This window comes from Janthinobacterium sp. BJB304 (assembly GCF_002735765.1).
Lineage (GTDB): Bacteria > Pseudomonadota > Gammaproteobacteria > Burkholderiales > Burkholderiaceae_D > Janthinobacterium.
Window position 1 is genome coordinate 48945 of record NZ_PDZN01000023.1, and the last position, 21241, is coordinate 70185.

Here is a 21241-nt window from a genome sequence, read left to right on the forward strand (position 1 = left end):
AACGCCTGTATGGCGGATAATATTGCCTGTTGCCGATTTGGATACGACCTTTACACAAAAATGCGCCCCATGGATTTTACCCGCGACGAAACCAGTGAAACCCCAGTTGCCCCGGCCAGCGCGCCGGGAGCGCCTTTGCCGTATGCCGTCGCCACCTGGCTGCAGCGGGTGGAGGCTGCCGCCCATCCGAAGGCCGTGCTGACGATAGCCGAGCCCGATCCCAAACTCAACCAGCACCGCCTGATCTACGTGCTGGCGCCCACCAGCGGCGGCCGCCACGTGGCCCTGTGCCTGTACAAGGCGCGGCTGCGGCCGAACGGCGATGTGGCGGCGGCGTCCCCCATCAGCGAAATCTTTTCCCTGCTGTCGGCGCCGCCCACGTTTTTGACGCCGGCCGACGAAGACCTCGTGCGTTTCTTCGTGGCCATGCGCAGCGGTCAGAGTTCGCAGACGGGCAGCGCCACGGAGCCGAAGGGCAAGGTGGGTGCGGCCCTGCTGAAAATGCTGGCAGAGCAGGATAAATTGTTGTGGGCCAATTCCTGGGCCGACGTCGGCAATGGTCTCGTGTATCCATTGAAGGAAGGTCCCGTGCGTCCCGCCCGCCTGTTCTGGCGCGACGAAGGCAAGACCATGCGCCTGGGCTGGCAAGTGGACCCGCCGGAAGGCGCGAAGCACCATGGCGCCGACCAGATCGACTACATGCTGCCCACCGATCCGCCGTGGTACATCGACAATCTGTCGTGCGGCGTGCTGGAACTGAACCAGGGCGGCTCCGACATTTCGCTGGCCGACCTGCAGGCACTGGTGGCGCAGGCGCCGCCGCTGAATGCGAACGACAAGGTGCGCGTGTCGCAGTTGCTGCTGGCGCAGGGCTTGCAGCATCTGATGCCGCTGCCGCAACCGTTGCCGCAGCGCTTGCGCAAGGACGTGCCGGCGCAACCGGTGTTGCTGCTGGACAGCGCCATGCTGGCCGATGGCAGCCTGCAGCGCTGGAGCGACTTCGCCGTGCTCTCCTACGACTACGATGGCGAAAGAGTCTCGTTCGACCCGTCGCAGCGTGTGGTGCGGCAAGTGGGCGAGGTGACGGAAATTATCCAGAGAAACACGGTCGATGAAGCGCGCGCACTGGCCACCCTGGCCGAGCTGCAATTCAAGAAGCCGGGCTCCGCTCCCTTGAGCGGCTTGAAGGGCGCCTTGCTGCTGCCTTCCCAGGCGGAATGGCTCCGTTTTGCCGAGTCCGGCATCGACGCCTTGCTGGAGCAGGGCTGGATCGTGGAAAAGACGGCCAAGTACCGCTACGACGTGAGCGACGTGGGCGACTGGTACGCGGAAATCGATGACCAGGATCCGGACAGCGGCAACGCCTGGTTCGAGCTGGAGCTGGGCATCGTCGTCAACCACGAGCGCGTGCCGCTGCTGCCCGTGCTGGTGCAGCTGATCCGCAACGCGCCCAACGATTTCAATCCGAAAGTCATCGAAGCGCATGCGGACGATGACCAGATGCTGGCAACCTTGCCGGACGGCACGCGCGTCGCCCTGCCGTGGGGCCGCGTGCGTCCGATTTTGAACACGCTGGGCGAGCTGTATTTCAGCGACAAGATCAAGCGTGCCGTGCGCATGTCGACGCTCGATGCGGCGCGCCTGGAAGAGCTGGCGCGGGGCCTGGACATGCAGTGGACGGGCGGCGAACAGCTGCGTGCCATGGGCCGCAAGCTGAGCCAGTTCGGTTCCGTGCAAAAAGTGGCGGCGCCCGCCGGCCTGCAGGCAACCTTGCGCGATTACCAGGCCGACGGCCTGGCGTGGATGCAATTCCTGCGCGACCACGACCTGGCGGGCATCCTGGCCGATGACATGGGCTTAGGTAAGACCGTGCAGACGCTGGCGCATATCCTCGTGGAAAAGGAAGCGGGCCGCCTCACGCATCCGGCCCTCGTCATCGCACCGACTAGCTTGATGGGCAACTGGCAGGACGAGGCGGCCAAGTTCGCGCCCAGCCTGAAGGTGTTGCTGCTGCAAGGCAAGGACCGCGCCCAGCAATTTGACCAGATCGACCAATGCGACCTGGTGCTGACCACCTACGCGCTGTTGCCGCGCGACGAGGAAACCTTGCGCGAGCACGATTTCCACCTGGTTATCCTCGACGAATCGCATTACATCAAGAATACGCGCAGCAAGGCGGCGCAAAGCGCGGGCCTGCTGCGCGCGCGCCACCGCCTGTGCTTGTCCGGCACGCCGCTGGAAAATCATTTGGGCGAACTGTGGTCGCAATTCCACTTCTTGCTGCCGGGCTTGCTGGGCGACGAAAAGACCTTCAATACGCAGTTCCGTCATCCGATCGAGCGCCAGGACGACCCGCTGCGCCGCATGCTGCTGAACCGCCGCATCAAACCGTTCCTGCTGCGCCGCACGAAGGACAATGTCGCCAAGGAGCTGCCGCCGAAGACGGAAATGGTGCGCAAGGTGGAATTGACGGGACCGCAGCGCGACCTGTATGAAACCGTGCGTCTTGCGATGGATCAAAAGGTCCGCGAAGAAATCGACAAGAAGGGCGTGGCGCGCAGCCAGATCGTCATTCTCGAAGCGCTGCTGAAACTGCGGCAAGTGTGCTGCGATCCCCGCCTGGTGAAATCCTTGCCGGCGAAGAAGCAGTCGGCCGGTTCGGCCAAGCTGCTCGACCTGATGCAGATGGTGGAAGACTTGCTCGACGAAGGGCGCAAGATCCTCGTGTTCTCGCAATTTACCAGCATGCTGGAATTGATCGAGGAAGAGCTGGAATCGCGCGACATCCCATACGCCTTGCTGACGGGCGAGACGAAGGACCGGGGTGCGCAAGTGGCCGCCTTCCAGCAGGGCGCCGTGCCGATCTTCCTGATCAGCCTGAAGGCGGGCGGCGTGGGCCTGAACCTGACGGCCGCCGACACGGTCATCCACTACGATCCGTGGTGGAACCCGGCGGCGGAAAACCAGGCCACGGACCGCGCCTGGCGCATCGGCCAGGACAAGCCCGTGTTCGTCTACAAATTGATTGCGAAGGGCACCCTGGAAGAAAAAATCCAGCTGCTGCAGCAAAAGAAATCGGAGCTGGCGCAATCGATCCTGGCCGAAGGCGAATCGCAAAAGATGGCCCTCACGCAGGAAGACTTGCAGCAGATTTTCGCCCCGCTGGAAGATTAAGGGCAGCGCACGCTTATACTTGGCAATTCTTTCTGCCAGGTATAACGCATGCTGCCCATTTTCCTCCTGCTGCTTGCCGGCGCCATCCTCATGGCGCTGCGTTTCGTCCAGTTGCGCCGCGCCCTGCTGTACGCGCGGGCCGGTGAAGCGACGTTCCGCCTGCTGGCTGAACACGGGCGCGACGCGGCCTTCCTGCTCGACGCCGCGACCCTCGAATTACTCTACATCAGCCCCGCCGCGCAACGCCTGACCGGTTACGACCAGGCAGCCTTGCGCGAACACGCGGCACGCCTGGCGGCCGACGTGCCGGCCCGGCTGCAGCGCTGGCGCGATGGCGACACCAGCCGCTTGACCTTGCTGCGCGAAGTGGAGCTGGCGCATGCCGATGGGCATCCGCTGGCGCTGGAAATCAGCTCGACCATCGTGCCTGCGGCAGCGGGGCGGGGCGTCACCGTGGTGGGCACGGTGCGCGACGTCAGCGTCGCCCACGCGCAGGAAGCCGAGCGGGAAAAGGAGCAGAAGCGTTTCGCCTCGATGCTGTCGCATGAATTCCGCACGCCGCTGGCCACCATCGACGGCGCCATCCAGCGCCTCGTCTCGACGTCGAACGAGGCTGACGAAGCCACGCGCAAGCGCTACGTGAAAATCCAGACGGCTGTCGACCGTTTGTTGGCCATGATCGACGATTATTTGTCACCCGAACGCATGGCGGCCATCGGCCGCGAACGGGCCGCCGACGGCATCGCGCCGCTGGCCTTGCTGCAGCAGGCGGCCGCCACCGTGCCGGCCAGCCACCGCGTACAGCTGGAACTCGATGAAGACTTGCCGGCCCGGCTGCGCTGCGACGTGCCTGGCATGGCCCTGTGCCTGAAAATCCTGCTCGACAACGCGGTCAAGTTCAGCCCGCCGGGCAGTAGCATCACCTTGTCTGGCAAGCTGGTGCCCGAAGGCGGCGTGGCCCTATGCGTGCGCGATGCGGGGCCCGGTTTGCGGGAAGAAGAACTGGCGCAGCTGTTCGAAAAAGGTTTCCGTGGAACCGATGCCACGCATGCCGGTGCGGGCCTGGGCCTGTACATGGCGCGCGCCGTGGTGGACGTGCATGGCGGGAGTTTACAGGGGCATAATCTGCCCGAAGGCGGGGCTATTTTCCGCATTTGGCTGCCGCTTCCTGGCTAGACTAGAAAAAAGTTGCTTCCGCTGAAGGCAACCGTGATAATTCCTTGACGTAAACCTATTGTGCCGTCCATCATGGTGCAGAAGTGAATGGCATGGTTTGCCCACGGTAGCTCACTAATGGAAGAATGGCGTTGCAATGACGAAAATACTGATCGTCGAAGACAATCTGGACTACGCCGAAGACATGGCGGAGTTTCTCGTTGAGCTCGAACACGAAGTGCATATCACCAGCTCCGCTGGCGGGATGTGGACGGCGTTGAGCCATGGCAATGTCGGGGTGGTCGTGCTGGACCTGGGCTTGCCCGATGAGGACGGCTTCAACGTCATCCCCCGCATGCGCCAGCTGTATCCGCAGATCGGCGTGCTGGTGCTGACGGGGCGTGTCGCCTTCGACAGCCGCATCCTCGGCTTGCGCCTGGGCGCCGACCACTATCTGACCAAGCCGATCAAATTCCCCGAACTGGCTGCCCACATCGAGGCGCTCGACCGCCGCGTCGGCCCGCAAGATCCCGTGCCCGAGCCGGGCAAGTGGACCTTGAAAGTAAGCGCTCGCCAACTTGAATTGATGGGCGCCGTCATCGCCCTGACGGAAAAGGAATTCAACTTCCTGCACCTGCTGACCATCAATACCCGCCCCGTGCCGCGCGACGTCATCGTGGCCGGCATGGGCGGCGAAGATCCGGATGCGGGCCGCCGCGTCGACATGCTCGTGTACCGCCTGCGCAAGAAAGCCAAGACGGGCCTGGGCCAGGACTTGCCGCTGCGCAGCGCGTATGGCGAGGGCTACAGCCTGTCGGCCAGTTTTAACCTGTCCTGACCGCCAGAGGCGGCCAGTAGCATGAAACGGCGATTCCTATCTGGCCTGTTGTTGATCGTTGCACTGGCCAGTACCGCTCTCTGGCTGCGCAAGGAGTGGAAAATTGATAGTTGCCTCGATCATGGTGGTCGTTGGGACTACCAACTTGCCGCCTGCGAAGGTGCATAGTCTCCTGCAGGACAATTCAGGGACAGAGTCAATCGCTTTTTCCAGCATTTCAAATAAAACAGGGTCAGAGTTGTGTCCTGCGCTCGCAAGTGTGTAAAATCAAGGCCTTAGCCTTTATTTTATGATATCAGCCATGGCCCGTTTGCCCCGCCTCATCATTCCCGCACTGCCCCATTACGTGATCCAGCGCGGCAGCAACCGCCAGAGCGTGTTCCAGGACGTGGCGGACTATGCCCAATTTCTGTCCTGGCTGAAAACGGGCGCGAAAATGTTCAAGGTGGCCATCCATGCCTACGTTTTATTGCCAGATCAGCTACATTTATTGGCGACGCCAGCCGATGCGACGGGACTGGGACAGCTGATGCAGTGGCTGGGGCGCTATTACGTGCCGTATTTCAACCAGAAATACGGCCGTGAAGGGGCGCTGTGGCAGGGACGCTACAAAACTTCCGTCATCGATCCCGACAATTTCTTCCTTACTTGCTGCCGTTACCTGGAATGCGTGCCCGTGCAAACGGGGTTGGCGGGCCAGGCGCTCGATTACAGCTGGTCCAGCTATGCCCACCACGCTGGTGTGCGGCCTGATCCCGTCATCACCGACCATGCGCTGTACTGGGCGCTGGGCAATACGCCGTTCGACCGCGAGGCGGCGTATCTGCGCCTGTTCGAGCAGGGGCTGGGCAGCAGCCAGGTAAACACCGTGGAACAGGCTGTATTGAAGGGCTGGCCGCTGGGTTCCGACGCTTTCAAGCAGGCGCTGGAGCAGAAAATGCAGCGGCAAGTGCTGCCCGCCAAGCGGGGCCGTCCCCGCAAAATCGTGGCCGAGTCCGCCCCCAATTGAAAGGCATTCGCACTTAAAACAAAAAATGGTTTCTTTCTGACGTTTTATTGAAATGGCTTCGACTATGTCCCTATTAAATTTTTAGAGCGACGGAATCGAATTTAATTCGACTCCGACCCTAATTTTTCTGGTTGAGTTTTTTGTTGCGTTGCACTACTCTAGTTTTTCGATAGTCATATGCAGCGGAGAAGCCCATGAAAGCGCAAGGCCTGTACGACCCAGCCAATGAACACGATGCCTGCGGCGTCGGTTTCGTCGCCCATATCAAGGGCAACAAGACCCATTCGATCGTCGAACAGGGTTTGCTGATTCTGAAAAACCTCGATCACCGGGGCGCCGTGGGCGCCGATGCGCTGATGGGCGATGGCGCCGGCATCCTGATCCAGATTCCCGACCAGTACTACCGCGAAGAAATGGCCAAGCAGGGCGTGGAATTGCCGCCGCCTGGCGAATACGGCGTGGGTATGGTCTTCCTGCCGAAGGAACACGCGTCGCGCATCGCCTGCGAACAGGAAATCGAACGCGCCGTGCGCATCGAGGGCCAGGTCGTGCTGGGCTGGCGCAACGTGCCCATCGATACGGACATGCCGATGTCGCCCACCGTGCGCGCCAAGGAACCGGTCATCCGCCAGATCTTCATCGGCCGCGGCCCGGACATCATGGTCACCGACGCGCTCGAGCGCAAACTGTATGTGATCCGCAAATCGTCGGGCCACGCCATCCAGGCCTTGAAGCTGTTGCACGGCAAGGAATTCTTCGTGCCGTCGATGTCGGCCCGTACCATCGTCTACAAAGGCTTGCTGCTGGCCGACCAGGTGGGCGTGTACTACAAGGACTTGCAGGATGCGCGCTGCATCTCGGCCCTGGCCCTGGTGCACCAGCGTTTCTCGACGAATACCTTCCCGGAATGGCCGCTGGCCCATCCCTACCGCCTGATCGCCCATAACGGCGAGATCAACACGGTGAAAGGCAACTTCAACTGGATGCGCGCGCGCGAAGGCGTGATGAAGTCGGCCGTGCTGGGCGACGACCTGCAGAAACTGTTCCCGCTGATCTATGAAGGCCAGTCCGACACGGCGTGCTTCGACAATGCGCTGGAACTGCTGCTGATGGCCGGCTACCCGATCGCCCAGGCGATGATGATGATGATTCCGGAAGCGTGGGAAAACCACACGACGATGGACGACAACCGCCGCGCCTTCTATGAATACCACGCGGCCATGATGGAACCGTGGGACGGCCCCGCCGCCATGGCATTCACGGACGGCCGCCACATCGGCGGCACCCTGGACCGCAACGGCTTGCGTCCGGCACGCTACATCGTCACGGACGATGACCTGGTGGTGATGGCGTCGGAATCGGGCGTGCTGCCGATCCCGGAATCGAAAATCATCCAGAAATGGCGCTTGCAGCCCGGTAAAATGTTCCTGATCGACCTGGAAGCGGGCCGCATCATCGACGACCAGGAACTGAAAAACACTTACGCCAACGCCAAGCCGTACAAGGCGTGGATCAACTCGGTGCGCATCAAGCTCGACGAGATCAAGCTGGCCGAAGGACAAGCCAAGCAAGACCGCGCACAGGGCGAAAAAGCCCAGCCATCGTTGCTCGACCGCCAGCAGGCGTTCGGCTACACGCAGGAAGACTTGAAATTCCTCATGGCGCCGATGGCACTGGCCGGCGAAGAGGCGACGGGCTCGATGGGCAATGACTCGCCGCTGGCCGTCATGTCGAACAAGCTGAAACCGCTGTATAACTACTTCAAGCAATTGTTCGCGCAAGTGACGAATCCGCCGATCGACCCGATCCGCGAAGCAATGGTGATGTCGCTGGTGTCCTTCATCGGCCCGAAACCGAACTTGCTCGATACCAACAACGTCAACCCGCCGATGCGCCTGGAAGTGGCGCAGCCCGTGCTGGGCTTTGACGACATGGCGCGTCTGCGCAACATCAGCGCCCACACGGGCGGCAAGTTCAAGTCGTATGAACTCGATATTTGCTACCCGCTGGCCTGGGGCAAGGAAGGCGTGGAAGCGTGCCTGGCCTCGCTGTGCGCGGAAGCCGTCGATGCCGTGAAATCCGGCCACAATATTTTGATCGTTTCGGACCGCGCCATTTGCGCCGACCAGGTGGCGATTCCCGCGCTGCTGGCCACCTCCACCGTGCACCAGCACCTGGTGAGCAAGGGTTTACGGGCGTCCACCGGTCTCGTCGTGGAAACGGGCTCGGCTCGCGAAACGCACCACTTCGCCTTGCTGGCCGGCTATGGCGCGGAAGCCGTCCACCCGTACCTGGCCATGGAAACCCTGGCCGAGATGGCGCACGGCTTGCCCGGCGACTTGTCGGCCGAGAAAGCCATTTATAACTACACCAAGGCGGTCGGCAAGGGCTTGATGAAGGTCATGTCGAAGATGGGCATTTCGACCTACATGTCCTACTGCGGCGCGCAAATCTTCGAAGCCATCGGCCTGAACAAGTCGCTGGTGGACAAATATTTCAAGGGCACGGCCTCGAACGTGGAAGGCATCGGCGTGTTTGAAGTGGCGGAAGAAGCGCTGCGCCTGCACGCGCTGGCCTTCGGCAACGATCCCGTGCTGGTTGATAAGCTCGACGCGGGCGGCGAGTATGCGTTCCGCGTGCGCGGCGAAGACCACATGTGGACGCCGGACGCGATTGCGAAATTGCAGCACTCCACGCGCAGCAACAATTTCTCCAGCTATAAAGAGTATGCGCAAATCATCAACGACCAGAGCCGTCGCCACCTGACCCTGCGCGGCCTGTTCGAGTTCAAGCTCGACCCGACCAAGGCGATCCCGCTCGACGAAGTGGAACCGGCCAAGGAAATCGTCAAGCGTTTCGCCACGGGCGCCATGTCGCTCGGCTCCATCAGCACGGAAGCGCACGCGACCCTGGCGGTGGCCATGAACCGCATCGGCGGCAAGTCGAACACGGGCGAGGGCGGCGAAGATCCGAACCGCTACACGCAGGAATTGAAGGGCATCCCGATCCGCCAGGGCGACACCATGGCGTCCGTCGTGGGTGCCGAGCAGATCGTCGTCGATATTCCGCTGCAGGAAGGCGATTCCATGCGCTCGCGCATCAAGCAGGTGGCGTCGGGACGTTTCGGCGTCACGGCGGCCTACCTGAACTCGGCCGACCAGATCCAGATCAAGATGGCGCAGGGCGCCAAGCCGGGCGAAGGCGGCCAGTTGCCGGGCCATAAGGTGTCCGAATACATCGCCAGCCTGCGCTTTTCCGTGCCGGGCGTGGGCCTGATTTCGCCGCCGCCGCACCACGACATCTATTCGATCGAAGATCTGGCGCAGCTGATCCATGACTTGAAGAACGCCAACCCGCGCGCCTCGATTTCCGTGAAGCTGGTGTCGGAAGTGGGCATCGGCACGGTCGCTGCCGGCGTCACCAAGGCGAAAGCCGATCACGTGGTCGTCGCCGGCCACGACGGTGGCACGGGCGCCTCGCCTCTGTCGTCCGTGAAACACGCGGGCACGCCGTGGGAGTTGGGTCTGGCTGAAACGCAACAAACGCTGGTCTTGAACGGTTTGCGCAGCCGCATCCGCGTGCAGGCCGACGGCCAGATGAAGACGGGCCGCGACGTGGTCATCGCCGCCCTGCTGGGCGCCGACGAGATCGGTTTCGCCACGGCGCCGCTGGTGGTCGAAGGCTGCATCATGATGCGCAAATGCCACTTGAATACGTGCCCGGTGGGCGTGGCCACGCAAGATCCGGTGCTGCGCGCCAAGTTCTCGGGCAAACCCGAGTATGTCGTCAATTACTTCTTCTTCGTGGCCGAGGAAGCCCGTCAATTGATGGCGCAGCTGGGCATCCGCACGTATGACGAGCTGATCGGCCGTGTCGACTTGCTCGACAAATCGAAGGCGATTTCGCACTGGAAGGCGCAGGGGCTGGACTTCTCGTCCATTTTCTACAAGCCGGAAACCCCGGATGGCCAGGCTTGCCGCCACGTGGAATTCCAGGACCATGCGCTGGAAAAGGCGCTGGACCACAAGCTGATCGCGCAAGCGCGCGCGGCGCTGGAAAAGGGCGAGCGCGTCTCCTTCATCTCGCCCGTGCGCAACTTGAACCGCACGGTGGGCACCATGCTGTCCGGCGAAGTGGCGAAGAAGTACGGCCACGCCGGCTTGCCGGACGACACCATCCACATCCAGTTGCAAGGCACGGCGGGCCAGTCGGCCTGTGCCTTCCTGGCGCACGGCATCACGATCGACCTGGTGGGCGAGGGCAACGATTACGTCGGTAAAGGCTTGTCGGGCGGACGCATCATCGTGCGGCCCAATACCGAGTTCCGCGGCTGGGCCGTGGACAACATCATCATCGGCAACACGGTGCTGTACGGCGCCATCGCCGGCGAAGCCTTCTTCAACGGCGTGGCTGGTGAACGCTTTGCCGTGCGCAACTCGGGCGCCACCACGGTGGTCGAGGGCCTGGGCGACCATGGCTGCGAATACATGACGGGCGGCACGGTGGTGGTCCTGGGCAACACGGGACGCAACTTCGCGGCCGGCATGTCGGGCGGTATCGCCTATGTGTATGACCCGGCGGGCGACTTTGCCAGCAAGTGCAACACGGCCATGGTCAGCCTGGACAAGGTCGTGTCGGCGGCGGAACAGCATGTCGACCGCGACGCCTGGCACACGCAGCACCGCGACGGCGTGCCGGAAGCGGACGAAGTCATCCTCAAGCGCCTGATCGAGCGTCATTTCAAGCACACGGGCAGCACCCGCGCCCGCGTCCTGCTCGACGACTGGGCGGCGGCGCGCGGCAAGTTCGTGAAAGTCTTCCCGAACGAATACAAGCGCGCGCTGATCGAGATGGCAGCGGATGCCGCCATGGAAGTGCAAGCCGTCGCCGCCTGAGCCAGCCAAGCTCATTGCCAAATGAATGACCAGGGAGCGGCCATGCCGCTCCCCGCCAGCCAAATACAAAGGAAACATCGTGGGTAAAATTACCGGCTTCATGGAATTCAAGCGCCAGGACGAACACTATCTGGAGCCTGCCGCGCGCCTGAAGAACTACAAGGAATTCGTCTTGCACCTGTCGGACGCGCAAGCGACCGTGCAGGGTGCGCGCTGCATGGATTGCGGCATTCCCTTCTGCACCACGGGTTGCCCCGTGAATAACATCATTCCCGACTGGAATGACCTCGTGTACCGCGGCGCCTACCGCGAAGCGCTCGATATCTTGCATTCGACGAATAACTTCCCGGAATTTACGGGCCGCATCTGCCCGGCGCCGTGCGAATCGGCCTGTACCCTGGGCATCCATGAAGATCCGGTCGGCATCAAGTCGATCGAACATAAAATCATCGACATGGGCTGGGAGCACGGCTGGGTCACGCCGCAGCCGGCGAGTTTTAGCACCGGCAAGAAAGTGGCCATCGTCGGCTCCGGTCCTGCCGGCCTGGCGGCGGCGCAGCAGCTGGCGCGCGCCGGCCATGCCGTCACCGTGTTTGAAAAGAGCGACCGGGTCGGCGGCTTGCTGCGTTATGGCATCCCCGACTTCAAGATGGAAAAATCGCACATCGACCTGCGCGTGAAACAGATGGAAGCCGAAGGCGTGGTCTTCCGCACCAGCGTGCTGGTCGGCAAGGATTTCCCTGCGCATGTAAACAACTGGGCCAAGGAAACCATTTTCCCGGAAGACCTGGAAAAAGAATTTGACGCCGTCATCATGGCCGGCGGCGCCGAGCAGCCGCGCGACTTGCCCGTGCCGGGCCGCGAATTGAAAGGCGTGCACTTCGCCATGGATTTCCTGCCGCTGCAAAACAAGGTCAACGCGGGCGACAAGCTCAAGGACCAGATCAAGGCGACGGGCAAGCACGTGGTGGTGATCGGCGGCGGCGATACGGGTTCCGACTGCGTGGGCACCTCGAACCGCCACGGCGCCGCCTCGGTGGCCCAGTTCGAACTGATGCCGCAGCCGCCGGAACAGGAAAACAAGCCGCTGGTCTGGCCGTACTGGCCGACCAAGCTGCGCACCTCGTCCTCGCACGAGGAAGGCTGCGAGCGCGACTGGGCCGTGGCCACCAAGCGTTTCGAAGGCAAGGGCGGCAAGGTGGAAAAGCTGATCGCCTGCAGAGTCGAATGGAAAGACGGCAAGATGAGCGAAGTGCCGAACTCGGAATTCGAGATGAAGGCGGACCTGGTCTTCCTGGCCATGGGTTTTGTTTCACCAGTACAACAAGTGTTGCAAGCGTTCGGCGTCGATACGGATGCGCGCGGCAATGTCAAGGCGACAACGGATGGCGCCGGCTGCTACCAGACCTCGGTGGCCAAGGTGTTTGCGGCCGGCGACATGCGCCGTGGCCAGTCGCTGGTGGTGTGGGCCATCCGCGAAGGGCGCCAGTGCGCGCGCGCCGTCGATGAGTTCCTGATGGGGGCATCCCTGCTGCCACGCTAATCAACGAGCAACTGTTCGTTTTTTTGACAGGGCCACGGCGCGGATTGCGGCGTGGCCCTTGTTATTTTAGTTATCAAGTGGACGGCCGTGAACGCCGGCGGATGGGGGCGTGATGCGCAGGTCAAATTTCCACTACAATATCTGACTTTCGATTCATTAGTGTTGTATTCTTCCCCTTTACGGGGCTGTCCCAAGGGGTGTCTCAGCAGAGGTTGGCGTTTCTGCACTACAATACGCCATTAAAATAGTGAGCTTCGTCGTGCCAAATCTTGTTGAGATCCGTGATTTACACTTTGCCTATGGAGAACGTTCGATTTTATCGGGCCTTCAAATGGATTTCCCACGTGGAAAAGTTGTGGCCGTCATGGGTGGCTCCGGCAGTGGCAAGACGACCGTACTGCGCCTGATCGGCGGGCAGCTGCGCCCCAGTTCCGGTTCCGTGAATGTCGACGGCCAGATCGTGCATACGCTGGGAACCGACGAGTTGTATCGGCTGCGCCGCAAGATGGGCATGCTGTTCCAGCACGGCGCGCTGTTTACGGACCTGACGGCGTTTGAAAATGTGGCGTTCCCCCTGCGCGAACACACGGACTTGAATGAAGAGCTGATCCGCACCCTGGTGCTGATGAAGCTGCACGCCGTGGGTTTACGCAATGCGGCGCAATTGAAGCCGGCCGAGATTTCGGGCGGCATGGGCCGCCGCGTCGCGCTGGCGCGCGCCATCGCGCTCGACCCTGAACTGATCATGTACGACGAGCCGTTCGCCGGCCTGGACCCGATTTCCATGGGCGTGACGGCCAATTTGATCCGCAATTTGAACGATGCGCTGGGCTCCACGTCTATCCTGGTATCGCACGATGTGAAGGAGTGTTTCGCCATCGCTGATTACGTCTATTTTCTGTCATCGGGCAAAATTGTGGCGCACGGCACGCCGGCCGAGATGGCCGTGTCGACGCATCCGTACGTCAAGCAATTCGTCAATGCCGAGGCCGATGGCCCCGTGCCGTTCCATTACCCGGGCAAGTCGCTGGCCGACGACCTGGGCCTGCATGCGGGAGCGGGCCGATGATCGCGCGTTTCCTCGCGTCGATCGGAGCATGGTTGCGCAATTCGGTACAAGACCTCGGCTTTGCCGTGCGTTCGTTCTTTATCATCATCGCCTCGTCGGGCGGCCTGTGGCGCCGTCCGCGCCTGGTGATCGAGCAACTGTTTTTTATCGGTAACCGCTCGCTGGTGATTACCGCCGTCTCCGGCCTGTTTGTCGGCATGGTGCTGGGTTTGCAAGGCTATTACACCTTGACCACGTATGGCGCCGAGCAGTCGCTGGGCTTGCTGGTGGCGCTGTCGCTGACGCGCGAACTGGGCCCTGTCGTCACGGCGCTGCTGTTCGCCGGCCGCGCCGGCACCTCGCTGACGGCGGAAATCGGCCTGATGAAGGCGGGCGAGCAACTGTCGGCCATGGAAATGATGGCCGTCAACCCGATCCAGCGCGTGCTGGCGCCCCGTTTCTGGGCCGGCGTGATCGCCATGCCGATCCTGGGCGCCATCTTCACGGCCGTCGGCATCATCGGCAGCTACCTGGTCGGCGTGGTGCTGATCGGCGTCGATGAAGGCTCGTTCTGGTCGCAGATGCAAGGCGGCGTGGATGTCTGGAAAGAAGTGGGCAACGGCACCATCAAGAGCCTGGTGTTCGGCATCGCGGTGACCTTCATCGCGCTGTTCCAGGGTTACCAGGCGCAGCCGACGCCGGAAGACGTGTCCGGCGCCACCACGCGCACGGTGGTCATTTCGTCGTTGATGGTGTGGTGGCTCGATTTCATGATGACGGCGTTGATGTTTAGCAAGTAATTGCCGATAGGCGACAAAATTATCGGCCTGGGCAGTGTTCTGCGCAGGTGCGGCAAGTAAAAATTATTTAGGATTGTTTATGCAACGTAAATCTTTGGATGTCTGGGTCGGCTTGTTCGTCTTGCTGGGTGTGGCGGCATTGATGTTTTTGGCGCTCAAGGCCGGCAATATGAGCTCGCTGTCTTTCAGCAAGACGTATACCATTACGGCCAAGTTCGACAATATTGGCGGTCTCAAGCCGCAGGCGCCCGTCAAGGGCGCTGGCGTGGTGGTGGGGCGCGTGGCGGAGATCCGCTTTGACGACAAGACGTATCAGGCGCTGGTGAAACTCGACATCGAAGATGGCTACAAATTTCCGAAAGACAGCTCGGCCAAGATTTTGACGGCCGGTTTGCTGGGTGAGCAATATATCGGCCTGGAAGCAGGCGGCGATTTGGCGAACCTGGCAGAGGGCGACAAGATCGCCCGTACTCAATCGGCCACAGTGCTGGAAGACCTGATCAATCAGTTCATCTACAGCAAGGCAGCGGAAGGAAAGGACAGCAAATGAGCGAGTCGACCAAGAAACCCCAAGGCAGCCTGGCGCGTATCGGCCTGGCCCTGGCCATCGCCGCCAGCGTGAGCGCTTGCGCCACCGGCACCAATCCGCGCGACCCGCTGGAAGGGTATAACCGCGCGATGTTCAAGTTTAACGATACCGTCGACCAGGTGGCGCTGAAGCCTGTTGCCACGGCCTACAAGACGGTGACGCCGTCGTTCGTGCAAACGGGCGTGGGCAACTTCTTCGGCAACCTGGCCGATGTGTGGAGTGCCGTGAACAACTTGCTGCAAGGCAAGGGTGAAGCGGGCTTGCAAGACGTCGTGCGCGTCAGCATGAACTCGACCTTCGGCATCCTCGGCCTGATCGACATCGCGTCGCAGGCCGGCATTCCCAAGCATAACGAAGACTTTGGCCAGACCCTGGGCTGGTACGGCGTCCAGTCGGGTCCGTACGTGATGCTGCCGCTGCTGGGTCCATCGACCGTGCGCGACACGGTGGCCTTGCCGCTCGATATCGCGGGCGACCCATGGCGCTACAAGGATCCCGTCAATGTACGCAATATCGGCACGGTGACGCGCGTGGTCGACAAGCGCGCCGCGCTGCTCGACGCGACCAACCTGATGGAAGCGGCCGCGCTGGACCGTTATGAATTCATCCGCGACGGCTTCCTGCAAGCGCGTGAAAGCAAGGTTTTCGACGGCGATACGGACCGCCGCGACCGCAAAGTGCCAAAAAACGACACCAGCGATTACGAGCCGGAGTACGAGGCCAAACCGCAAGCTGCCAATGACGCGCCTGCGGCCACGGCCGCCGCCGAGGTGGCGCCAGCGGACCTCGTAACATCTGGTAGCAATACCGTTGCTTCCGAGGCCAGGCCCCAGGAGTAAACTCCGGTACAGAAACACCACGGCTGCGATCAACGCCAGCCGGTGCATAGCAACACCATGAAAGGTAGAACCATGAAATTGATGAAACAACTGCTGGCGATGGCGACCATCGCCTTTGCCACCGCCGCCCAGGCCGCTCCTGCTGTCGAAGCGCCGGACGTCTTGGTCAAGCGCATCAGCCAGGACGTGATCGACACGGCCAAGAACGACAAGGCCATCCAGGCTGGCGATATCAAGCGCGTCACCGAGTTGGTGGAAAGCAAAATCCTGCCTTACGTGGATTTCCAGCGCATGACGGCCCTGGCCGCCGGCCGCTTCTGGCGCGACGCCACGCCGGACCAGCAAAAGCAGCTGTCGGCGGAATTCCGCACCCTGCTGATCTACACGTACTCGGGCGCCCTGTCGCAGATCAAGAACGAAACCGTGGAATTCAAGCCGCTGCGCGCCGACCCGGCTGACACGGAAGTGGAAGTGCGTTCGCAGGTCAACGTGGCGCGCGGCGAACCCGTGCCCCTGAACTACCGCGTGGCGAAAACCCCGTCCGGCTGGAAGATCTATGACATCAACGTGCTGGGCGCGTGGCTGGTGGAAACGTACAAAAGCAGCTTCGCCAGCGAGATCAGCAAGGGCGGCATCGATGGCCTGATCAAGACCTTGCAGGCAAAAAACAAGGCCCTGGCCAGCCGTCCCGCTGCCAAAGCCAAATAATCGGCTATCATATAGCTCCAGACCCAGCTCCAGACCAGCGCAGCCCGACGCCATGCCCGACTCTCTCGACACCTTGCAGTCCCTGACTTCCCTGACCGTGCACAATGCCACTTCGGCATTGGAGCAGGGTCTGGACGCCATCCGCTCGGGTCAGACGAAGTTCGACTTGCGCAATGTCAAGGCCGTCGATTCGGCCGCCGTGTCCGTCATGCTGACGTGGCAGCGCGCCGCGCAGGACGCGGGCGGCGTGCTGGAGCTGAAAAACCTGCCGAACAACCTGAAAAACCTCACCAAGTTGTATGGCGTCTGCTCGCTCGTTTCGAGCACCTTGACGGCCGACGACTGCGCCAGCGCCGGCGGCCACGCCGAGCGCAGCCCGTCCGACCTGCATCATCATTGATCCTGTCCCACTCCCCGCATCAGCAGTAGCTTTCAAGCCGGCAGGCCAGCAGCGCCGCCGGATTGATCTCCAAGTGTTCCACGAAGTTTCCAACTATAATTGACTGTTGCGCCACCCTCCACGGAAGGGGCGCCCTGCGCCGGCCTGCCAGCCTGGCTTTCCCCGGCAGCCGGCGCATCACACCAGACGCATTACACTTGAAACAAGCACATGACCGCAATTCAAATCACGAATGTAGAAAAGAGCTATAAATCGCTCAAGGCGCTGGGCGGCGTGTCGCTGGCCATCGAAGAAGGCGAGTTCTTTGGCCTGCTCGGTCCCAACGGCGCCGGCAAGACCACCCTCATTTCCATCATCGCCGGCCTGATACGCCCCGACGCGGGCACCGTCAAGATCCACGGCCACGACGTGGTCAAGGACTTCCGCAATGCGCGCCGCAACCTGGGCGTGGTGCCGCAGGAACTCGTGTTCGACCCGTTTTTCACCGTGCGCGAAACCCTGCGCCTGCAGTCCGGCTACTTCGGCCTGCCGAACAACGACAAGTGGATCGACGAGGTCATGGAAAACCTCGACCTGACCGGCAAGGCCGACACGAATATGCGCGCCCTGTCCGGCGGCATGAAGCGCCGCGTGCTCGTGGCCCAGGCGCTGGTGCACAAGCCGCCCGTCATCGTGCTCGATGAACCGACGGCCGGCGTCGACGTGGAACTGCGCCAGACCCTGTGGAAGTTCATCTCGCGCCTGAACCGCGAAGGCGGCCACACGGTCGTGCTGACCACCCACTACCTGGAAGAGGCGCAAGCCATGTGCCAGCGCGTCGCCATGCTGAAAAGCGGGAAGGTGGTGGCGCTCGACACCATGTCGGCGCTGATCCGCCGCATCGCCGGCTCGCAGCTGCAGGTGCACCTGAAACACGGCAGCCTGCCGGCCGACCTGCAGCACCTGGTGCTGCACCCGGAAGAACAGCAGGCACCGAACAAGTTCAGCCTGCGCGTCAACGAATACAGCGAAGTCGAGAAAATCCTCGCCCGCCTGCGCGAAGCGGGCGTCGAGATCGATGAAATGCAATTGCAACAAGCTGACCTGGAAGATATCTTCTTGCAGATCATGGATAAAGGTACCGTATGATTTCGACAGGATTTCGCACCCTCGTCTACAAAGAGACGCTGCGCTTCTGGAAAGTGGCGACGCAAACCGTGGCCGCGCCCGTGCTCACGTCGATGCTGTACCTGCTGGTGTTCGGCCATGTGCTCGACGGCCGCGTGGAGCCGAGCCCCGGCGTCAGCTACACGGCCTTTCTGATTCCCGGCCTGGTGATGATGAGCGTGCTGCAAAACGCGTTTGCCAATTCCTCGTCCTCGCTGATCCAGTCTAAGATCACGGGCAACCTGGTGTTCGTGCTGCTCACGCCCCTGTCGCACTGGGAAATCTTCTCGGCGTATGTACTCGCTTCCGTCGCGCGCGGCCTGGCCGTGGGCTTTGGCGTGTTTGCCATCACCTGCTGGTTCGCCGACCTGTCGTTTGTCGCGCCGCTGTGGATCGTCATCTTCGCCTTCCTGGGCGCCGCCATGCTGGGCACCATGGGCCTGATCGCCGGCATCTGGGCCGAGAAATTCGACCAGCTGGCCGCCTTCCAGAACTTTTTGATCATGCCGGCCACCTTTTTGTCGGGCGTGTTCTACTCGATCCACTCGCTGCCGCCATTCTGGCAGACGGTATCGCACCTGAACCCCTTCTTCTACATGATCGACGGCTTCCGCTACGGCTTCTTCGGCGTGTCCGACGTTAGCCCGTGGCTCAGTCTTTCCATCGTCGCCGGCTTCCTCGTGATCCTGGCGCTGGCATCGATCCGCCTGCTGAAAAGCGGTTACAGATTGCGCCATTGATTACGGCACATCACATCACTACATTATTCAATATCAAGGACTTATCGTGACCACCACTCCAGAACTGATCCACGGCTACCTGTCGGCCGGCCTCGAATGCACGCACCTCGAAGTGGAGGGCGATGGCCAGCACTTCCAGGCCGTGATCGTCTCGCCCGCGTTTGCCGGCAAGCGCCTGATCCAGCGTCACCAGATCGTCTACGCGGCGCTGGGCGACCGCATGCGCGAAGAAATCCACGCGCTGTCGATGAAAACCCTGACACCTGAAGAATTCCAAGGATAAGCACATGGACAAGCTCCTCATCAACGGCGGCAACCGCCTGAACGGCGACATCGCCATCTCCGGCGCGAAAAACGCCGCCCTGCCCATCCTGTGCGCGGGTCTGCTGACCGCGGGCGACCTGGACCTGACGAACGTGCCGCATTTGCACGACGTGGCCACCATGCTCAAATTGCTGGGCCAGACGGGCCTGAAAGTGCAGCAGGACGGCGACCGCGTGGTTCTCAACGGCAGCGCCATCGACACCCTGGAAGCGCCGTATGAACTGGTGAAAACCATGCGCGCCTCGATCCTCGTGCTGGGCCCCATGCTGGCGCGCTTCGGCGAAGCCAAGGTCTCGCTGCCGGGCGGCTGCGCCATCGGTTCGCGTCCCGTCGACCAGCACATCAAGGGTTTAGAGGCGCTGGGCGCCGAGATCCGCATCGAAGCGGGCTACATCTACGCCAAGTGCGCCAAGCTCAAGGGCGCGCGCATCGTCACCGACATGATCACCGTCACTGGCACCGAAAACCTGCTGATGGCAGCGACCCTGGCCGAAGGCGAGACCATCCTGGAAAACGCCGCCTGCGAACCGGAAGTGACCGACCTGGCGCACCTGCTGGTGGCCATGGGCGCGAAGATCGACGGCATCGGCACCAGCCGCCTGGTGATCCAGGGCGTGGACGCCTTGCACGGCGCCTCGCACGCGGTGATCGCCGACCGTATCGAAACGGGCACCTTCCTGTGCGCCGTGGCGGCCACCGGCGGCGACATCACCCTGCGCAACGTGCGCACCGACATTCTCGACGCGGCGCTCGACAAGCTGCGCGCCATGGGCCTGACGATGACCTTCGGCGCCGACTGGATCCGCGCCGAGATGTCGGCCCGTCCGAACCCCGTCAGCTTCCGCACGACGGAATACCCGGGCTTCCCGACCGACATGCAGGCGCAGTTCATGGCCGTCAACACGATCGCCAACGGCGCCAGCCGCGTCACCGAGACGATTTTCGAGAACCGCTTCATGCACGTGCAGGAAATGAACCGCCTGGGCGCCGACATCACCATCGAGGGCAACACGGCCATCATCGCCGGCGTCAAGCAGCTGCGCGGCGCGCCCGTGATGGCGACCGACCTGCGCGCCTCGGCCTCGCTGGTGATCGCGGCCCTGGCAGCCGACGGCGAAACGCTGATCGACCGCATCTATCACCTCGACCGCGGCTACGACCGCATGGAAGTGAAGTTGTCGGCAGTTGGCGCCAACATCGTACGCATCAAGTAACGCCTGTCAAAACCTGCTGCGCGTCGTGCTTTGCGGCCTCCGATGCTCACTGTACCTTCGTACAGTTGCGCTTCTCGACCACAAATCACTTTCGCTCGCTACGGTTTTGTCAGGTGTTGTAAATCATAAATGAGTAAGGAACGAGCATGAACGGATCGAACAACGGCGACAGCTCCCAGCTGATCCTGGCGCTCTCGAAGGGCCGCATTTTTGAAGACACCATGCCGCTGCTGGAAGCGGCCGGCATCAAGGTGCTGGAAAACCCGGAGACCTCGCGCAAGCTGATTCTGGCCACCAACGATCCGAACGTGCGCGTCATCATCGTGCGCGCCAGCGACGTGCCGACCTACGTGCAGTACGGCGCGGCCGATTTCGGCGTGGCGGGCAAGGATGTCTTGCTCGAACACGGCGGCGAAGGCCTGTACCAGCCGATCGACCTGAATATCGCTTCCTGCCGCATGTCGGTGGCGGTGCAGGCCGGTTTCGACTATGAAAAGGCCGTGCACCAGGGCGCGCGTTTGCGCGTGGCCACCAAGTTCGTGCACACGGCGCGCGAGCATTTCGCCGCCAAGGGCGTGCACGTCGACCTGATCAAGCTGTATGGCTCGATGGAGCTGGCGCCGTTGGTAGGCCTGTCCGACGCCATCGTCGACCTGGTCAGCACGGGAAGCACTTTGCGGGCGAACAACCTCGTCGAGGTCGAGCACATCATGGAAATTTCGTCGCGCCTGGTGGTCAACCAGGCGGCATTAAAGCTCAAGCGCGAGCGCTTGCAGCCGATTATCGAGGCGTTTGAACGCGCCTCGCAAGCCTAGACAC

The 21241-nt window shown here is 61.9% G+C and carries 17 protein-coding genes; all 17 read left to right on the plus strand.

All coding sequences use genetic code 11. The features are described 5' to 3' along the window. The first annotated feature begins 69 nt into the window (after positions 1 to 69). Positions 70 to 3174: a DEAD/DEAH box helicase gene (locus CSQ95_RS23405; protein ID WP_099411256.1), complete on the plus strand. Its 3105-nt coding sequence runs from the start codon at positions 70 to 72 to the stop codon at positions 3172 to 3174. Between the two features lie 48 nt (positions 3175 to 3222). Then, positions 3223 to 4350, plus strand: coding sequence for a PAS domain-containing sensor histidine kinase (locus CSQ95_RS23410; protein WP_099411257.1), 1128 nt, complete (start codon positions 3223 to 3225; stop codon positions 4348 to 4350). A gap of 136 nt (positions 4351 to 4486) precedes the next feature. Beyond that, positions 4487 to 5167, plus strand: a complete 681-nt coding sequence (locus CSQ95_RS23415; protein ID WP_034753797.1) for a response regulator transcription factor — start codon at positions 4487 to 4489, stop codon at positions 5165 to 5167. 301 nt (positions 5168 to 5468) lie between these two features. Continuing rightward, complete coding sequence (locus tag CSQ95_RS23420; RefSeq protein WP_099411258.1) at positions 5469 to 6176, plus strand: transposase; 708 nt, start codon at positions 5469 to 5471, stop codon at positions 6174 to 6176. A 194-nt stretch (positions 6177 to 6370) separates the two neighbouring features. After that, positions 6371 to 11071 (plus strand): glutamate synthase-related protein, encoded by a 4701-nt coding sequence (locus CSQ95_RS23425; protein ID WP_099411259.1) that lies wholly within the window; start codon positions 6371 to 6373, stop codon positions 11069 to 11071. A gap of 79 nt (positions 11072 to 11150) precedes the next feature. After that, a complete protein-coding gene (locus CSQ95_RS23430; RefSeq protein ID WP_070290321.1) occupies positions 11151 to 12614 on the plus strand; it encodes a glutamate synthase subunit beta in 1464 nt (487 codons plus the stop codon). 259 nt (positions 12615 to 12873) lie between these two features. Then, the gene (locus tag CSQ95_RS23435) at positions 12874 to 13683 is read left to right on the plus strand and encodes an ABC transporter ATP-binding protein (protein WP_070290376.1); all 810 of its coding nucleotides are present in this window, start codon (positions 12874 to 12876) and stop codon (positions 13681 to 13683) included. Further along, a complete protein-coding gene (gene mlaE, locus CSQ95_RS23440; RefSeq protein ID WP_070219663.1) occupies positions 13680 to 14462 on the plus strand; it encodes a lipid asymmetry maintenance ABC transporter permease subunit MlaE in 783 nt (260 codons plus the stop codon). The genes CSQ95_RS23435 and mlaE overlap by 4 nt, the downstream gene beginning before the upstream one ends. A 79-nt stretch (positions 14463 to 14541) precedes the next feature. Further along, on the plus strand, positions 14542 to 15012 hold the full coding sequence (gene mlaD / locus CSQ95_RS23445) for an outer membrane lipid asymmetry maintenance protein MlaD (protein ID WP_070219660.1): 471 nt from the start codon (positions 14542 to 14544) through the stop codon (positions 15010 to 15012). Then, positions 15009 to 15890 carry a VacJ family lipoprotein gene (locus CSQ95_RS23450; RefSeq protein ID WP_099411260.1) on the plus strand — a complete coding sequence of 294 codons (882 nt, stop codon included), beginning with the start codon at positions 15009 to 15011 and terminating at the stop codon, positions 15888 to 15890. The genes mlaD and CSQ95_RS23450 overlap by 4 nt, the downstream gene beginning before the upstream one ends. Before the next feature lie 72 nt (positions 15891 to 15962). Then, complete coding sequence (locus tag CSQ95_RS23455) at positions 15963 to 16598, plus strand: phospholipid-binding protein MlaC (RefSeq protein WP_070219656.1); 636 nt, start codon at positions 15963 to 15965, stop codon at positions 16596 to 16598. 52 nt (positions 16599 to 16650) lie between these two features. Next, positions 16651 to 16998, plus strand: a complete 348-nt coding sequence (locus CSQ95_RS23460) for a lipid asymmetry maintenance protein MlaB (protein WP_070219654.1) — start codon at positions 16651 to 16653, stop codon at positions 16996 to 16998. Positions 16999 to 17208: 210 nt separating this feature from the next. Further along, positions 17209 to 18126 carry an ABC transporter ATP-binding protein gene (locus tag CSQ95_RS23465; protein WP_070290317.1) on the plus strand — a complete coding sequence of 306 codons (918 nt, stop codon included), beginning with the start codon at positions 17209 to 17211 and terminating at the stop codon, positions 18124 to 18126. Continuing rightward, positions 18123 to 18884: an ABC transporter permease gene (locus CSQ95_RS23470; RefSeq protein WP_070290316.1), complete on the plus strand. Its 762-nt coding sequence runs from the start codon at positions 18123 to 18125 to the stop codon at positions 18882 to 18884. The genes CSQ95_RS23465 and CSQ95_RS23470 overlap by 4 nt, the downstream gene beginning before the upstream one ends. Positions 18885 to 18930: 46 nt before the next feature. Next, the gene (locus CSQ95_RS23475; RefSeq protein WP_034753824.1) at positions 18931 to 19167 is read left to right on the plus strand and encodes a BolA family protein; all 237 of its coding nucleotides are present in this window, start codon (positions 18931 to 18933) and stop codon (positions 19165 to 19167) included. A 4-nt stretch (positions 19168 to 19171) separates the two neighbouring features. Beyond that, positions 19172 to 20422: a UDP-N-acetylglucosamine 1-carboxyvinyltransferase gene (gene murA / locus CSQ95_RS23480; RefSeq protein ID WP_070257789.1), complete on the plus strand. Its 1251-nt coding sequence runs from the start codon at positions 19172 to 19174 to the stop codon at positions 20420 to 20422. A gap of 146 nt (positions 20423 to 20568) precedes the next feature. Next, positions 20569 to 21237, plus strand: coding sequence for an ATP phosphoribosyltransferase (hisG, locus tag CSQ95_RS23485; protein WP_070219646.1), 669 nt, complete (start codon positions 20569 to 20571; stop codon positions 21235 to 21237). The last annotated feature ends 4 nt before the right edge of the window (positions 21238 to 21241 follow it).

Coding starts and splice junctions, on each gene's coding strand:
- CSQ95_RS23405 (WP_099411256.1), top strand. CDS start 70: ATGGATTTTACCCGCGACGAAACCAGTGAAACCCCAGTTGCCCCGGCC.
- CSQ95_RS23410 (WP_099411257.1), top strand. CDS start 3,223: ATGCTGCCCATTTTCCTCCTGCTGCTTGCCGGCGCCATCCTCATGGCG.
- CSQ95_RS23415 (WP_034753797.1), top strand. CDS start 4,487: ATGACGAAAATACTGATCGTCGAAGACAATCTGGACTACGCCGAAGAC.
- CSQ95_RS23420 (WP_099411258.1), top strand. CDS start 5,469: ATGGCCCGTTTGCCCCGCCTCATCATTCCCGCACTGCCCCATTACGTG.
- CSQ95_RS23425 (WP_099411259.1), top strand. CDS start 6,371: ATGAAAGCGCAAGGCCTGTACGACCCAGCCAATGAACACGATGCCTGC.
- mlaE (WP_070219663.1), top strand. CDS start 13,680: ATGATCGCGCGTTTCCTCGCGTCGATCGGAGCATGGTTGCGCAATTCG.
- mlaD (WP_070219660.1), top strand. CDS start 14,542: ATGCAACGTAAATCTTTGGATGTCTGGGTCGGCTTGTTCGTCTTGCTG.
- CSQ95_RS23450 (WP_099411260.1), top strand. CDS start 15,009: ATGAGCGAGTCGACCAAGAAACCCCAAGGCAGCCTGGCGCGTATCGGC.
- CSQ95_RS23455 (WP_070219656.1), top strand. CDS start 15,963: ATGAAATTGATGAAACAACTGCTGGCGATGGCGACCATCGCCTTTGCC.
- CSQ95_RS23460 (WP_070219654.1), top strand. CDS start 16,651: ATGCCCGACTCTCTCGACACCTTGCAGTCCCTGACTTCCCTGACCGTG.
- CSQ95_RS23465 (WP_070290317.1), top strand. CDS start 17,209: ATGACCGCAATTCAAATCACGAATGTAGAAAAGAGCTATAAATCGCTC.
- CSQ95_RS23470 (WP_070290316.1), top strand. CDS start 18,123: ATGATTTCGACAGGATTTCGCACCCTCGTCTACAAAGAGACGCTGCGC.
- murA (WP_070257789.1), top strand. CDS start 19,172: ATGGACAAGCTCCTCATCAACGGCGGCAACCGCCTGAACGGCGACATC.
- hisG (WP_070219646.1), top strand. CDS start 20,569: ATGAACGGATCGAACAACGGCGACAGCTCCCAGCTGATCCTGGCGCTC.